The organism is Microtetraspora sp. NBRC 16547 (assembly GCF_030268965.1).
In the GTDB taxonomy this organism is placed as follows: domain Bacteria; phylum Actinomycetota; class Actinomycetes; order Streptosporangiales; family Streptosporangiaceae; genus Microtetraspora.
The window spans coordinates 1-14,055 of sequence record NZ_BSSE01000008.1 but is presented as its reverse complement, the minus strand read 5'-3'; the positions used below and the strand labels follow the sequence as shown (position 1 = coordinate 14,055).

Below are 14,055 nucleotides of genomic sequence, written 5' to 3'. Positions count from 1 at the left end.
CAGGTGGCTACAGGTGGTAGGCGTACTCGCGGAACTCCCAGTCGGTGATGAACTGGGAGAAGCGCTCGACCTCGTTGCGCTTGTAGGCGAGGTAGGCGGTGGTGAAGTCGTTGCCGAGGACCTCGCACAGCGCCGTGTCGGCGCTCAGGGCGTCGAGCGCGACGGGCAGCGACATCGGCAGCACGGGGGCCTTGCTGGTGTCGTAGCCGTAACCCGACAGCGGGGCGGGCGGCTCGACGCGGTCGCGGATGCCGAGGTAGACGGCCGCGAGCAGGCCCGCGATGCCGAGGTAGGGGTTGGCCGAAGCGTCGCCGAGCCGCAGCTCCAGGCGGGCGCCGGCTCCGCGCTCCGGCGGGACGCGCAGCATGGCGCTGCGGTTGTCCAGGCCCCAGTCGATCAGCCAGGGGGCGAGCGTGTCCGGCCCGAACCGCTTGTAGGAGTTGATCGTGGGGTTGAGCAGGGCGGCGAGCGCGGGCGCGTGCGCGATGATCCCGCCGATGGCGTGCCTGGCGCTCTCCGAGAGCCCGTACGCCCCGGAGGGGTCGTCGAAGACGTTGCGCCCGCTCTCGTCCGCGCAGGAGACGTGGACGTGGAAGCCGGAGCCGCCCTCGTCGTTGAACGGCTTGGCCATGAAGGTCGCCAGCATGCCGTCGCGGCGGGCCAGCTCCTTGATGGCGGACTTGAAGCGGAACGCCCGGTCGGCGGCGTCGACCGCGTCGGAGTGGTCCAGGTTGATCTCGAACTGGCCGCCGGAGAACTCGTGGTTGCCCATGGTGACGCCGAGGTCCATCCCCCGGAGTGTGCGCAGGGTGCGCAGCACGTGCCCGCCCTTGTCGCCCTTGGCGCCGACGACGTAGACGTTGCCGAGCGCGTCGTCGTAGCGCTTCCAGCCCGCGCCGTCGGGCTCCATCAGGAAGTACTCGAGCTCGGGGCCGATCACGCCGGTCAGTCCCAGCTCGGCCAGCCGCGCGGCGGCGGCGCGGACGACCTCGCGCGGCGACTCGGGGAACGCCTCCCCGGTGGCCGGGTTGACCGCGTCGCCGAGACAGTAGGCCACGCCGGGCTCCCAGGCCAGCGGGACGAGCGTGGACAGGTCGGGGCGGATCGAGATGTCGGGAAGCCCCTCGTCCAGGCCGCCGGGCACCGGGACGACGTCGCCCTGGGGGGAGGTGTAGTAGACCGCGCGGCAGAACGCCACGCCGCTCTCGCACACGTCGGGAAGCCGCTCCACGAGCACGTCCTTGCCGCGGTCGGTGCCGATGAGGTCGGGATAGCCGATACGGATGACGTCGATGCCCTGCTCCTGCAGGCGCTGGACGGTCCGTTCCGCAGACTCCGCGCTCACGTAGCCTCCTCGATAGTTCCAGGACATGGGGGGTTCATTTGGGTGCAAACAATACGCGCGAATTCGGCGGACAACAAGAGCCCATCTATCGAAGATATCTGCGACACCTCGTGACAACCCGCAGCTCAGCGCATATCGTATGGGTCCAAATGAACTGTGTTACCCCCAAGGAGGCGCCGTGGCGAAGCTGCGCGGTTTCTACACGCCCAAGACCGTGACCGGCCGGTCCTCGCTGGTTCCCAGCCCGCCGTGGTACTACTCCGGCGACCTGCTCACCGTGGAGTACCGCACCGACCCCGCCAAGGTGGCCGCGCTGCTCCCCGAGCCGCTCGCGCTCGCCGAGGAGGACCCCGGCGCGGTGGCGGTGATCTGGGCGGACTGGCAGTCGTGCTCCGGCGGGCAGGAGGAGCTCCTCGACCCCGTCCGGTCGCAGTACAAGGAGTGCTTCGTCGTGGTGCGCTGCTCCTACCAGGGGCAGACGTATTCCCGCTGCGTCTACATCTGGGTGGACAAGGACTTCGCCATCGCCCGCGGCGTGCACCAGGGCTACCCCAAGAAGCTCGGCTCCATCCACATGACCCGCCCGCACCCGTTCGGGCAGGCGGCACCGCGGATCGGCGAGGGGGGCGTCTTCGGCGCCACCGTCGCCGCCGCGGACCGGCGCGTTGCCCAGGCCGTCGTACGGCTCCGCGAGCCCAGCGAGACGAACGGCTTCGTCAACGGCCACCCGATGGCCCACAACCGCTGGCTGCAGTCCATCGAGCCGGGCAAGGGGCTGGCCCTGGACGAGCTGATCGTCACGGGCGGCGCGTCCTTCGAGGGCGGCCAGGCGTGGGCCGGCGACGCCGAGATCGAGCTGTTCGACTCCCCCACCGAGGAGCTCGCGGACCTCACCGTGGACGAGGTCATCGGCGGCTACTACCGCCAGGTCGGAGTCGTCTGGAACGGCGGCACCCTGCTGACGTCGGGCGCGTCCGGCGCCGAGTAGTGGCCGGTTGAACGGAAGTCGGTCGAACGGAAGTCGGCTGAACGGAAGTCGGTCGAACGGAAAAGGAGGGCCGGGTCACCCGGCCCTCCTTTTCCATGCTTTCTCCGGTTCCGTGCTTTCTCTGCTCAGGCCGCTACTCCACGGGAGCGCCGTGCCCGATCCGGGCGTAGGTCTCCGGGTCGCGCGCCTTGATGCGCAGGCCGTACCCGATGCCGATGACGCCGGCGAGCAGGACGAGGCCGGGGATCAGCCAGTTCAGGATCGAGTCCGGCGGGGTGCCGAGCAGGGCGTGGAAGTTCACCACGGCGAGCACGAGGATCACCGCCAGGGTCGCGCCGGCCAGCGCGGGGGCGATCACGCGGCTGAAACCGTTCTCACCGCGCCGGTCGCGGCGGAAGAACCCGATGACCGACACCGAGGTGACCACCAGCAGCAGGATCACGCCGAGCGCGCCGAGGTTGGTGAACCAGTTGAACAGCGTGTCCGTCGGGTTGCCGCCGAGGACGCCGAAGCCCGTCACAACCACGGCCGCGAAGATCGTCTGGGTGAGCGAGCCGGCGTACGGGGAGCCGTGCTTCGGGTGGGAGTCGCCGAGGCGGCTCGGCAGAACGCCCTCGCGGCCGAGCGCGAAGAAGTAGCGCGCCACCGCGTTGTGGAAGGACAGCAGGGCCGCGAACACCGCGGTGACCATGAACACCTGGGCGATGGTGGAGAAGCTGGAGCCGAGCGTGTTGCCCCCGAGGATGAACACCAGGTCGGGGCCGTTCTTCGCAGACTCGTCGACGATCTTGTCGACGCCGGTGCCCATCGACATCGCCCACGCGGTGAAGGCGTAGAAGACGCCGATCACGGCGACGGCGATGTAGGTGGCGCGGCTGACGGTGCGGCGCGGGTCGCGGCACTCCTCGCTGTAGATCGCGCCGGACTCGAAGCCCATGAACGAGGCCATCACCCAGCAGAACCCGGCGCCGACCGCTCCGGTCGTCAGGGCGCTCCAGGTGAACGGCTCCGCGGACAGCCCGGAGGGGGCGTTTCCGATCTGTGCCAGGTCGAAGATCAGCACGGTGAGGCTCTCGCACACCAGCAGGATGGCGAGGACCTTGGCGTTCAGGTCGATCCTGCGGTAGCCGAGGAACGCGATCAGCGCGAGGGCCACCAGCGAGGACACCCACCAGGGCACGTCCACGCCAAGATGCGCCGAGACCAGCCCGGACGCGGCGAACCCGAACAGGCCGTAGAGGCCGACCTGCATGGCGTTGTACGCGACGAGGGCGACGAACGAGGCGCCGACTCCCGTGACCCGGCCGAGCCCCTGGGCGATATAGGAATAGAACGCGCCGGCGTTGGAGATGTGCCGGCTCATCGCGGCGTACCCGGCGGAGAAGGTGGCGAGCACGGCCGCGAGGATGAGGTAGATGAGCGGGACGCCGGTCACGCCGGTCGTGCCGTAGCTCATCGGGAGGCCACCGGCCGCGACGGTCAGCGGGGAGGACGCGGCCACCACGAAGAAGACGATGTCCGGGACACCGATGCGTCGGCGGGAGAGCGCGTGCGTCGCGGACTGTTCACCGGCTGAAAGCCGTCCGGTGGCGATTGCCTCATCGGCCATGGCAACCTTCCATATTGGGGGGAGCGGGGTCATTCCTTGCGTGATCCGCCCGCTCACCGGTCCGACCACAGGACTTCGCGAGATCGTTTGCATGCGTACGACCTGCCGTTTGGCGGATCGTATGTGTACAAATGAACTTGACGCAAGAGTTGACATGAAAGGAGCCGGGGTGCCCGCGCATTATTCGCTGTCGGAGACCGAGGAGGCGGTGAAGCGTCGACTGGGGTCCATTCCGGTCCGGCGCGAGGCGCTCGCCGCCGTCTCCAACCTCTATCGCGCGGCCGCCGCCGTCCGGCAGCACCTGGAGAACTCCGCACTGCGCTCGGCGGAGCTCACCTGGAGCGCGTTCGTCGTGCTGTGGGTGGTGTGGCTCTGGGAGGAGATCGAGACCCGCCACGCCGCCGCGGAGGCGGGCATCTCCAAGGGCACCCTCACCGGCATCATCAAGACCCTGGAGTCGCGCGGCCTGGCGGAGCGCCGCCAGCACCCCGACGACGGGCGGCTGGCGCTGCTGCGACTCACCCCCGAGGGGCTCGCACTGATGGAGAAGTTGTTCCCGGCGTTCAACGACGAGGAGTCGTTCGTGGTCGGCGCACTGGAGGACGAGGAGTCCCTGCACCTCGCCGACACGTTGCGGCGCATCGTCACGCACCTGGAGGAGCACGGCGAGGAGCGCAGGGAGAGCCTGCGCCGCGAGACCCCCGCGCCGCCGCGCCGCGGGGGCCGCCGCAGGTCAAGCTGACGCGGCCGCCGCAGGTCAAGCTGACGCGGCCGCCGCGACCAGGCCGTCGAAGATGCGCTGGTTGACGGGGTCCGTCGCCGCCGTGTCCTCCGGATGCCACTGGACGCCGAGGAACCAGCCCGCGCGCTCGAACGCGCCGGTGGACGGCCGCGCGGCCAGCTCGGCGGCCTCGACCGTGCCGTCCTCGGCGTGGGCGGTGGCCACCAGGCCGTGCCCCAGCGACGACGCGCACTGGTGGTGATAGCAGGAGGACTCGACCTTCTCCGTGCCGGTCACCTGAGCGAGCAGCGAGCCCGGCCGTACGCGCACCGGGTGGACGAGGTGGCGGTGGTCCGGCTCCATGTGCTGCTGCAGCCGCCCCCCGAGCGCGACGTTGACGACCTGGAGACCACGGCAGATGGCCAGGGTCGGCAGGCCGGTGTGCAGCGCGTGCCGGGCCGCCGCGAGGTCGAAGGCGTCCTGCTCGGCGTCCACGTCGTATACGCTCTCGTGCGCCGTGGCGTCGCCGTACGCCGAGGGGGCGAGGTCGCCCCCACCGGGGAGCAGCAGCCCGTCCACGGCGGCCAGCCGGTCGCCGGCCTCGTCCGCGCCCACGGGATGCATGAGGAAGGGCTCGCCGCCGGCACGGTAGACGGCGTCGGCGAGCGCCCTCGCGGTCACCACGGCCGAATAGCGGAGCGCGGACGTGGTGGCGGCGAACCGCGAGGGAATCGCGATGATCGGCCGGCGATCGGGCATCCCAGTCTCCTTGCAAGTTGTTTGACTCCAAACGATAGCGTCATATTGACTCGCCGTGAGGGCGCGACCTAAATTGTTTGGAACCAAACGACTTGGAGGGGCGGATGGCCACTGTCGGGGATGTCACGATCCAGGAAGATCACTGGATCGGGGGCGAACGAGTCTCCTCACCTGCGACGTTCGACGACGTCTCACCGATCGACGGACAGGTGATCGCGCGCGTCGCACGCGGCGGCGCGAAGGAGGCCGACGAGGCGGTCCGGGCCGCGACCAAAGCGTTCCCCGCGTGGGCGCGTACGAGCCGTGAGGAGCGGGCGCGTCTGCTGCACGCGATCGCCGACGGAGTCGAGAAGCGGTTGGACCAGCTCGCGATCGTGGAGACGACCGACAACGGCGCTCTGCTGCGTTCGCACCTGCGCGGCGTGATGCCCCGGGTGGCGCACAACTTCCGCTTCTTCGCCGACTGGCTGCTCGGGCTCGGGCACGACGACTTCGAGACCCGCGGGCACCGCAACCACGTGTCGTGGGACCCGGCCGGGGTCTGCGCCCTGATCACGCCGTGGAACGCCCCGCTCATGCTGGCCACCTGGAAGATCGCCCCCGCGCTCGCCGCCGGGGACACGGTCGTCCTGAAGCCGGCCGAGTGGTCGCCCCTCACGGCGTCCCTGCTCGCCGAGATCACGGTCGAGGCCGGGCTGCCCAACGGCGTCTTCAACGTCATCCAGGGCTACGGCGAGGAGGTCGGCGCCCCCCTGGTCGCCAACCCCGACGTCCGCCGGATCAGCTTCACCGGTTCCGTCCCCACCGCGCGGCACATCGCCCGGGCCGCGGCGGCCAACCTGACCCCGCTCTCCCTCGAGCTCGGCGGCAAGTCCCCGCTGATCGTGTTCGCCGACGCCGACCTCGACCTGGCCGTGAACCTCGCGGTCGAGCAGTACGACAACGCCGGGCAGGTCTGCCTCGCCGGGACCCGGCTGCTGGTCGAGGAGAGCATCGCCGCCGAGTTCACCGAGCGGTTCGTCGCCAAGGCCGCCACACTTCGCCAGGGCGACCCGCGCGACCTCGCCACCGACATCGGCCCCAACATCCACCGCGAGCACGTCGAGCGGATCGACGGGTTCGTCCAGCGGGCCATCGCCGCCGGAGCCACCCCCGTCATCGGCGGCGGCCCCAACACCGACCTCGGCGGGCTCTACTACCGGCCGACCCTGTTCACCGGCGTGGCCGCGGACAGCGAGATCGTCAACGAGGAGGTCTTCGGGCCGGTCCTCACGCTCCAGACGTTCCGCACCGAGGAGGAGGCCGTCGAGATGGCCAACTCCACCAAGTTCGGGCTGGCCGCCACCCTGGCGACCGGATCGCGCGAGCGGGCCGACCGGGTCACCGAGCGGCTGGTCGCCGGCACCGTCTGGGTCAACTGCTTCTTCGTCCGCGACCTCCAGGCGCCGTTCGGCGGCGCGCGGCAGTCGGGCGTCGGCCGCGAGGGCGGCGACTGGAGCTTCGACTTCTACTGCGACGTCAAGAACACCGTCACCGCGCCGGGAGGCTGGAATGGGTGAAATCGTCGGCGCGGGCATCCTCGCCCACGCCCCCACGATCATGCTGCCCCTCGAAGTCCGCAAGGAGCTCAACGAGGGTAAGGAGATCAGCATCGTCCCCGGGCTGCGACGCCTGCGGGAAGAGGTGTTCGAGACCGTCGACTACGACACCGTGATCGTGCTCGACTCGCACTGGGCGACCACCGTGGAGTTCGTGGTCACCGCGCAGGACCGGCGTTCCGGGCTCTTCACCTCCGAGGAGCTCCCCCGCGGCATGTGCCGGATCCCCTACGACTTCCCCGGCGACCCCGAGCTGGCCCACCTGATCGCGGCCCAGCAGGAGAAGCACTCCACCTGGATCACCGCGATCGACGACCACCACCTGCCGATCTTCTACGCCACGGTCAACCTGTGGAAGTACCTCGGCGTCGAGGGCAAGCGGTGGATCTCGATCGGTATGTGCCAGACCGCCGAGACCGAGGACAACCTCCGGCTGGGCCGCGCGGTCGGCGACGCCGTCGCGGCCAGCGACCGCAAGGTCCTGCTGATCGCCTCCGGCGCGTTCTCGCACACCTTCTGGCCGCTGCGCCACCTGCGCGCCCACGAGTCCAGCGACCCCGTCCACGTCTTCTCCCCCGAGGCGCGGGCCGCCGACGAGGAGCGCATCGAGTGGATGCTGGCGGGCGACCACGCCCGCGTGCTCGACACGATGGACGAGTTCTACCGTTTCAAGCCCGAGGCCCGGTTCGGCCACTACCTGATGATGGCCGGCGCCCTCGGCGAGCGCGACCTCACCGCGCCGGGACGGCTCTACAGCGAGTACGAGAACGCCACCGGGACCGGCCAGGTGCACGTCTGGTTCGACCGCCCCGAGGCCGGGTTCGCGGCTCCGCACGCCACGGACGACTCCGGTGACCCGTACCCCTACCCGTTCACCCTCGAAGGGACCCGTTGATGCCCGAGTACCGCAGGATCCTCCTGGACGGCGCCGCCACCCAGGTACGCCGGGAGGGTGACGAGCTGGTCAGCGCCGACGGCCGCGTGGTGGGCGTCGACGACGCCGTCCACCTGCCGCCGAGCGTGCCGAGCAAGATCGTCGCCGTCCACCTGAACCACCGCAGCCGGGTCGAGGAGTTCATGACCTCGCTGCCGCCGGCGCCGACCTACTTCCACAAGCCGACCTCGGCGCTGAACGGCCACAAGGGCGCGATCGTCCGTCCCGAGCGGTGCAAGTACCTCAACTACGAGGGCGAGGTGGCCCTCGTCATCGGCCGCACCGCGCGGGGCATCTCGCCGCAGGAGGCCGGGGACTACATCGCTGGCTACACCATCGGCAACGACTACGGCCTGCACGACTTCCGCGACACCGACGCCGGATCGATGCTCCGCGTGAAGGGCTCGGACACGCTCTGCCCGCTCGGCCCCGGCCTCGTCACCGACTGGGACTTCCACGGCAAGCGGCTGCGCACGTACGTCAACGGCAAGGTCGTGCAGGACGGCTCCACCGACGAGATGGAGTGGGACATGCACTACCTCGTCGCCGACATCGCCCGCACGATCACGCTCTACCCGGGCGACGTGCTGCTGTCGGGCACCCCGGCCAACTCGCGGCCGGTCCAGCCCGGCGACGTCGTCGAGGTCGAGGTCGAGGGCCTCGGCAAGCTGACCAACCACATCGTCCAGGGCCCCGCCCCCATCCGTGACGACTGCGGCGCGCAGCCCACCGAGTCCGAGGAGGTCATCTCGACCACCTTCGGCGGTGACTGGGAGTTCCGCGGCATCCGCGCCCCGAAGCGATAGAGCGTTAGAAGGAGTAGTAACCATGAAGGTCATCGTCGACATGGACGTCTGCAAGGACCACGGGCAGTGCGTCTTCTCCGCCCCCGAGGTCTTCCAGATCAACGAGAACGGCCGACTGGTCTACGAGGCCGAGCCCGACGAGTCGCTGCGCGACGCCGTCGAGGAGGCCGCCGACGTCTGCCCGCTCCAGGCCATCACGATCGAGGGCTGACGACCGTGGGCCAGCGCATCGTGATCGCGGGCGCCTCCATGGGCGGCCTGCGCGCGGCCGAGCGGCTGCGTGCCTCCGGCTACACCGGAGAGATCGTCGCCGTCGGCGACGAGACCCACATGCCGTACAACCGGCCGCCGCTCTCCAAGGAGGCCCTCGCCTCGGAGGTGACCCACGAGGCGGTCGCGTTCCGGCTGCGTCCGGCCGTCGCCGACGTGACGTGGCGGCTCGGCGTCCCGATCGCCTCCGCCGACCTGGAGGCGCGAGCCGTACGGCTCGCGGACGGTGCCGAGCTGGCCTACGACGGCCTGGTGATCGCCACCGGGATGCGGCCTCGGCGGCTGCCCACGCCCGGCCCCACGGCGGGCCGGCACGTGGTGCGGACGCTTGAGGACGCCTGCGCGCTGCGGAGCGAGCTGGGCCCGGACGCCCGTGTGCTGGTCATCGGAGCCGGTTTCATCGGATGCGAGGTCGCCGCGACGGCGCGGCTCCTCGGCGCCGACGTGACCGTGGTCGCGCCGGAGGCGGTGCCCATGCGCCGCCCGCTCGGCGACGACCTGGGCGCCGCGCTCCAGCGCCGACACGAGCAGCAGGGAGTCCGGTTCCTGCTGGGCCGTACCGTCGCCGCCTTCCTCGGCGAGGACCGGGTCACCGGCGCCGAGTTGTCGGACGGCACCCGCCTCGACGCGGGCGTCGTCGTCGAGGCGGTCGGCTCGGCCTCCAACACCGAATGGCTGGACGGCAACGGCCTCGACCTGTCCGACGGTGTGCTGTGCGACAACGCGCTGCGCGTCGAGGGACGGCCCGGCGTGGTGGCGGTGGGCGACGTGGCCCGCTTCCCCAACCCGCGCTACGACGGCGTGGCCCGCCGGATCGAGCACTGGAGCATCCCGACCGACACGGCCAAGCGGGCCGCCGTCACGCTGATGACCGACCTCGGGCTGTCCGGGCACGACCCCGCGCCCTTCGCGCCGCTGCCGACCTTCTGGAGCGACCAGTACGACCTGCGCATCCAGTCGTTCGGCGCCCCGGCGCTGGGCGCGGACGACATCCGGGTCCTGGAAGGCGACCTCGACGGCGAGGTCGTGGTCGGCTACCACACCGACGGCGCCCTCGTCGGCGTCGTACTGATCGGCCTCCCGTCCGCCGTCGCGCGCTACCGCGCCGAGCTGATGCGCAACTCCGTCGCCGCCTGAACCCGGAGAACCCCATGGACACGCCGCTGGACACGCCGCTGGGCACGCTGCGCAATGTGATCGCCGGGGAGAGCCGCGACCCGGTCTCCGGCGAGTGGATGGACCTCGTCGATCCCTCCACCGAGAAGGTGTACGCCAGGGCCCCCCGCTCCGGCGCCGACGACGTCGCCGCGGCCGTCGCCGCCGCGACCGAGGCGGGCCGTACGTGGCGGCGCACCACCCCGGCCGAGCGGCAGCGCCTGCTGCTCGAACTCGCCGACCTCATGGAGGCCGAGCGCGACGCGCTCGCTGACGCCGAGGTGCGCTCCACCGGCAAGCCGCGCGGCACGGCGCTGCGCGTCGACGTGGACGGCTCCGTGGACGCGATCCGGTACTTCGCCGGAGCGGCCCGCGTCCTCGAAGGCCTCGGCGCGACCGAGTACGCCGAGGGCCACACCTCGTTCATCAGGCGGGAGCCGGTCGGCGTGGTCGCCCAGGTGACGCCGTGGAACTACCCCCTGATGATGGCCGCCTGGAAGATCGGACCGGCCCTGGCCGCCGGGAACACGCTGGTCATGAAGCCCTCGGACACGACGCCCGGCTCCACCGTGCTGCTCGGCGAGCTGTGCGCCCGGGTCTTCCCTCCCGGCGTGGTGAACGTCGTGTGCGGCGACCGGGACACCGGCCGGGCGCTCGTCGAGCACCGGGGCGTGGAGATGGTCGCCATCACCGGCTCCACCCGGGCCGGAGCCGAGGTGATGGCGTCGGCCGCCGCCGACCTCAAGGACGTCCACCTGGAGCTCGGCGGCAAGGCCCCGGCCGTGGTCTTCGGTGACGTGGACGTGGCCGCCACCGCGCGTTCCATCGCCGAGGCGGCGTACTTCAACACCGGGCAGGACTGCACCGCCATCACCCGCGTCCTGGTCGAGGACCGGATCCACGACGCGTTCACCGCCGCGCTCGCCGAGGCGGCCGCGTCACTCACCGTCGGAGCCCCCGACGAGGAGGGTGTCTACGTCGGCCCCTCCAACAACGCCGCGCAGATCGAGCGGGTCGCCGGGTTCGTCGACCGGCTGCCCGCGCACGCCCGCGTGGTCACCGGAGGCGTACGGCTGGACCGGCCCGGCTACTTCTTCGCCCCCACCGTGGTCGCCGGGGTGCGGCAGGACGACGAGATCATCCAGCAGGAGATCTTCGGCCCCGTCGTGACCGTCCAGCCGTTCGCGAGCGAGGACGAGGCGATCGAGCTGGCCAACGGTGTCGACTACGCCCTCGCGGCCAGCGTGTGGACCAGGGACACCGGCCGGGCCATGCGGCTCACCTCCGCGCTCGACTTCGGCGCGGTGTGGGTCAACTGCCACCAGGTGATCCTCCCGGAGATGCCGCACGGCGGCTTCAAGCACTCCGGCACCGGCAAGGACCTGTCCCGGTACGGCTTCGACGCCTACACCCGCGTCAAGCACGTGATGATCAGCCACGCCTGAAGTGCTCGGCGAACCAGTCGCGGGCGAGCTCGGCCACGGCCTCCAGCGCCCCCGGCTCCTCGAACAGGTGGGTCGCGCCCGGCACGATCCGTAGCTGGTTCTCGCAGCGGAGCCGCTGCTGGGCGGCCTGGTTGAGGCCCAGCACCACGTGGTCGTCGCCTCCGACGATGAGCAGCGTCGCCGCGCGCACGGCGGACAGCCGCTCCCCCGCGAGATCCGGCCGCCCGCCGCGTGACACGATCGCCGCGACGTCGCTGTCCGGTTCCGCCGCCGCCCACAAGGCGGCGGCGGCGCCGGTGCTCGCCCCGAAGTAGCCCACCGACAGGCCGTCCGCCTCCGGTCGGCCTCGCAGCCAGGCCGTCGCCGCCGCCAGCCGTTCCGCCAGCAACCGGATGTCGAACACGTTGGCCCGGTCGATCTCCTCATCCGGAGTGAGCAGATCGAACAGCAGCGTGCCCAGCCCCTCCCTGTTGAGCGCCGCCGCCACATAGCGGTTGCGCGGGCTGTGCCGGCTGCTGCCACTCCCGTGCACGAACACGACGATCCCCTGCGCGTCCTCGGGTACGGTCAACCGGCCCGCGAGCGGAACGCCCGCGGCGTCCAGCTCGACCTCCCCGGCGAACCCCGGAGGGGTCTGGGCCCGGTGGAGCAGCTCCACCACCTGCTCATCGCTGGTCTGCGGAAAGTCCGAATACCACGCGCCGATCGCGTACAGATCGTGCGGAGCCTGAAGGCACACCACCTCGTCGGCGTCCTTGCGCAGCGACGCGATCGTGTCCGGCGCGCCCACCGGGACCGCCAGCACGACTCGTCCCGCGCCCTGCGTTCGGGCTACCCGGCACGCCGCCCGCGCCGTCCCTCCTGTCGCGACTCCGTCGTCCACCACGATGACCGTGCGGCCGGTGAAGTCGACCCGGGGCCGTCCCCCTCGGAACCTCTCTCCCCTGCGACTCAGTTCCTCCCGCTCGGCCTCCTCCACTTCGGCTATCTGTTCCTTGGTGACGCTCGCGAGCCGTATGATCTCGGGGTTCAGGACGCGCACGCCCCCCTCCCCGATGGCTCCGAACCCGAGTTCCGGCTGGTACGGCACGCCGAGCTTGCGCACCACGATCACGTCGAGCGGAGCGCCGAGGGCTCTGGCCACCTCGTACGCCACCACGACACCGCCCCGGGGCAGTCCCACGACGACCACATCGGCACCGCTGAGCCGGTCCCGCAGCCGCTCGCCCAGACGGGTTCCCGCGTCACGCCGGTCAGCGAACACGACCGCTCACCTCCTCACCGCGTGAGGTCCTCCTTTCCGCCCTTCCCTGTCATCGAGGTCCGATGCCGCCCTGCGCGTTCCTAACCTGAACGATCTCCCTCCACCGGCCGCCTCTCCGTGTCAACGCGTTCGGCCGCGAACGCATGCGGTCCCCCGTCCACGACGCGTGGGTCCCGCTCCCGCCGGCGATGACGAGATATGGCGTGATGTGCAAGTCGCTCGCCTGACGGAGACGGTCACACCGACCGACCTCACGGAGGCTGACTCACGGAGGCCGACGGGCATTCGGCGCGGCACGATGCGGGAACGGCGCGGCACGATGCGGGAACGGCGCGGCACGATGCGGGAACGGCGGGGCGTGGTGCGGGAACGGGGCGCGGGCGTCCACGGTCGTCTGAGTGGACGGCCTCCCGATTCCTGCCACTGTCGCAATTGGGGCTTCCCGGGCATCTGGCGCCGCGGGTGTGGATCGCTGCGCTGCGGTGGGTGGTTGTTCCGGCGCGCCGTGATAGTTGCGTCCTGGTGATGCCGCTCTCGCGGCCATCGCGGGCGCGGTGGTTGCTGGCACGGTCTCACGCGCGCCTCCACAACCACCCACCTCCGCTCCGCTCGCCGCCGCCTCCAGTTCGCCGCCGCCTCCAGTTCGCCGACACCGCGCCGGCAGTTTGCCCGCCGACCAGGAGGCCGGACAGCAAGGGCGAGCCGTTTGGCGGGCGGACGAGCGCAACGGGGGCGGGGGCCCGTGCCCCCGGCACCACCCCGCACGATCCCCTGCCTCGCTGCCATGAGTGCGACTGATCCAGGTCACATGTCCTGGTGCGCTTTGGATGACCCGCCCGTGTCGGCCCGCATACTGCTGTTTCCCCTGAAACGGGGTGGTGTGGAAGATCCGGATCAGAAGGGCGGGATGTCGTCCTCCGGGGCCGGCGCCGCAGCCGGTGACGCCGTGGCCACCGCGTCCAGTGATGCCGTGGCCACCGCGTCCGCTGTGACCGGTTCGTTGAGGGGCTCCTCCCACCACGCGGGTTCGTAGGTCCAGGTCGGCAGGAACGGGAGTTCGTCGTTGGCGGGGTCGGTGATGCTGCCCGCGCCGTACCCGACAGCCGCGAGCCCGCCTACCCCGCCGGTTCCCGACCGGCCGGGCATGGCCCAGCCTCCGGG

The 14,055-nt window shown here is 71.1% G+C and carries 13 protein-coding genes; 8 read left to right on the top strand and 5 right to left on the bottom strand.

Annotated elements, in window-relative coordinates:
- Positions 1-7: 7 nt before the first annotated feature.
- The gene (locus QSK17_RS13720; RefSeq protein ID WP_285705069.1) at positions 8-1,345 is read right to left on the bottom strand and encodes a glutamine synthetase family protein; all 1,338 of its coding nucleotides are present in this window, start codon (positions 1,343-1,345) and stop codon (positions 8-10) included.
- A 178-nt stretch (positions 1,346-1,523) separates the two neighbouring features.
- On the opposite strand from QSK17_RS13720, the gene QSK17_RS13715 reads away from it, so the two are divergent.
- Positions 1,524-2,333 carry an acetoacetate decarboxylase family protein gene (locus tag QSK17_RS13715; protein ID WP_285705068.1) on the top strand — a complete coding sequence of 270 codons (810 nt, stop codon included), beginning with the start codon at positions 1,524-1,526 and terminating at the stop codon, positions 2,331-2,333.
- A gap of 133 nt (positions 2,334-2,466) precedes the next feature.
- Here the strand turns inward: QSK17_RS13715 and QSK17_RS13710 are convergent, their stop codons facing one another.
- Positions 2,467-3,942 (bottom strand): APC family permease, encoded by a 1,476-nt coding sequence (locus QSK17_RS13710; RefSeq protein WP_285705067.1) that lies wholly within the window; start codon positions 3,940-3,942, stop codon positions 2,467-2,469.
- Positions 3,943-4,111: 169 nt separating this feature from the next.
- Here QSK17_RS13710 and QSK17_RS13705 point away from each other — a divergent pair, with 169 nt between their 5' ends.
- Complete coding sequence (locus QSK17_RS13705; RefSeq protein WP_285705066.1) at positions 4,112-4,684, top strand: MarR family winged helix-turn-helix transcriptional regulator; 573 nt, start codon at positions 4,112-4,114, stop codon at positions 4,682-4,684.
- Positions 4,685-4,699: 15 nt separating this feature from the next.
- Here QSK17_RS13705 and QSK17_RS13700 read toward each other — a convergent pair whose 3' ends face one another.
- On the bottom strand, positions 4,700-5,422 hold the full coding sequence (locus tag QSK17_RS13700; protein ID WP_285705065.1) for a gamma-glutamyl-gamma-aminobutyrate hydrolase family protein: 723 nt from the start codon (positions 5,420-5,422) through the stop codon (positions 4,700-4,702).
- 104 nt (positions 5,423-5,526) lie between these two features.
- Here QSK17_RS13700 and QSK17_RS13695 point away from each other — a divergent pair, with 104 nt between their 5' ends.
- Genes QSK17_RS13695 through QSK17_RS13670 form a run of 6 tightly spaced genes read left to right on the top strand, consistent with a single transcriptional unit; the run spans position 5,527 to position 11,630 of the window.
- Positions 5,527-6,981 (top strand): aldehyde dehydrogenase, encoded by a 1,455-nt coding sequence (locus tag QSK17_RS13695; RefSeq protein ID WP_285705064.1) that lies wholly within the window; start codon positions 5,527-5,529, stop codon positions 6,979-6,981.
- Positions 6,974-7,915 carry a DODA-type extradiol aromatic ring-opening family dioxygenase gene (locus QSK17_RS13690; protein ID WP_285705063.1) on the top strand — a complete coding sequence of 314 codons (942 nt, stop codon included), beginning with the start codon at positions 6,974-6,976 and terminating at the stop codon, positions 7,913-7,915. The genes QSK17_RS13695 and QSK17_RS13690 overlap by 8 nt, the downstream gene beginning before the upstream one ends.
- Entirely contained in the window at positions 7,915-8,760 is an 846-nt protein-coding gene (locus QSK17_RS13685) for a fumarylacetoacetate hydrolase family protein (protein WP_285705062.1), read from the top strand. Before QSK17_RS13690 ends, QSK17_RS13685 begins: the two co-directional genes overlap by 1 nt.
- 22 nt (positions 8,761-8,782) lie before the next feature.
- Positions 8,783-8,971: a ferredoxin gene (locus tag QSK17_RS13680; protein ID WP_067173231.1), complete on the top strand. Its 189-nt coding sequence runs from the start codon at positions 8,783-8,785 to the stop codon at positions 8,969-8,971.
- Positions 8,972-8,976: 5 nt separating this feature from the next.
- Positions 8,977-10,167: an NAD(P)/FAD-dependent oxidoreductase gene (locus tag QSK17_RS13675; protein ID WP_285705061.1), complete on the top strand. Its 1,191-nt coding sequence runs from the start codon at positions 8,977-8,979 to the stop codon at positions 10,165-10,167.
- A 14-nt stretch (positions 10,168-10,181) separates the two neighbouring features.
- Positions 10,182-11,630 carry a gamma-aminobutyraldehyde dehydrogenase gene (locus tag QSK17_RS13670; protein ID WP_285705060.1) on the top strand — a complete coding sequence of 483 codons (1,449 nt, stop codon included), beginning with the start codon at positions 10,182-10,184 and terminating at the stop codon, positions 11,628-11,630.
- Here the strand turns inward: QSK17_RS13670 and QSK17_RS13665 are convergent.
- Entirely contained in the window at positions 11,617-12,894 is a 1,278-nt protein-coding gene (locus QSK17_RS13665) for a phosphoribosyltransferase family protein (RefSeq protein ID WP_285705059.1), read from the bottom strand. The two genes, QSK17_RS13670 and QSK17_RS13665, sit on opposite strands and share 14 nt — an antisense overlap.
- Before the next feature lie 894 nt (positions 12,895-13,788).
- The coding region (locus QSK17_RS13660; protein WP_285705058.1) for a hypothetical protein at positions 13,789-14,055 on the bottom strand (267 nt) is incomplete at its 5' end.

Excerpts from the sequence above, each read along its gene's own strand:
- QSK17_RS13710 (WP_285705067.1), bottom strand. The coding sequence starts at position 3,942 with ATGGCCGATGAGGCAATCGCCACCGGACGGCTTTCAGCCGGTGAACAG.
- QSK17_RS13700 (WP_285705065.1), bottom strand. The coding sequence starts at position 5,422 with ATGCCCGATCGCCGGCCGATCATCGCGATTCCCTCGCGGTTCGCCGCC.
- QSK17_RS13695 (WP_285705064.1), top strand. The coding sequence starts at position 5,527 with ATGGCCACTGTCGGGGATGTCACGATCCAGGAAGATCACTGGATCGGG.
- QSK17_RS13690 (WP_285705063.1), top strand. The coding sequence starts at position 6,974 with ATGGGTGAAATCGTCGGCGCGGGCATCCTCGCCCACGCCCCCACGATC.
- QSK17_RS13685 (WP_285705062.1), top strand. The coding sequence starts at position 7,915 with ATGCCCGAGTACCGCAGGATCCTCCTGGACGGCGCCGCCACCCAGGTA.
- QSK17_RS13680 (WP_067173231.1), top strand. The coding sequence starts at position 8,783 with ATGAAGGTCATCGTCGACATGGACGTCTGCAAGGACCACGGGCAGTGC.
- QSK17_RS13670 (WP_285705060.1), top strand. The coding sequence starts at position 10,182 with ATGGACACGCCGCTGGACACGCCGCTGGGCACGCTGCGCAATGTGATC.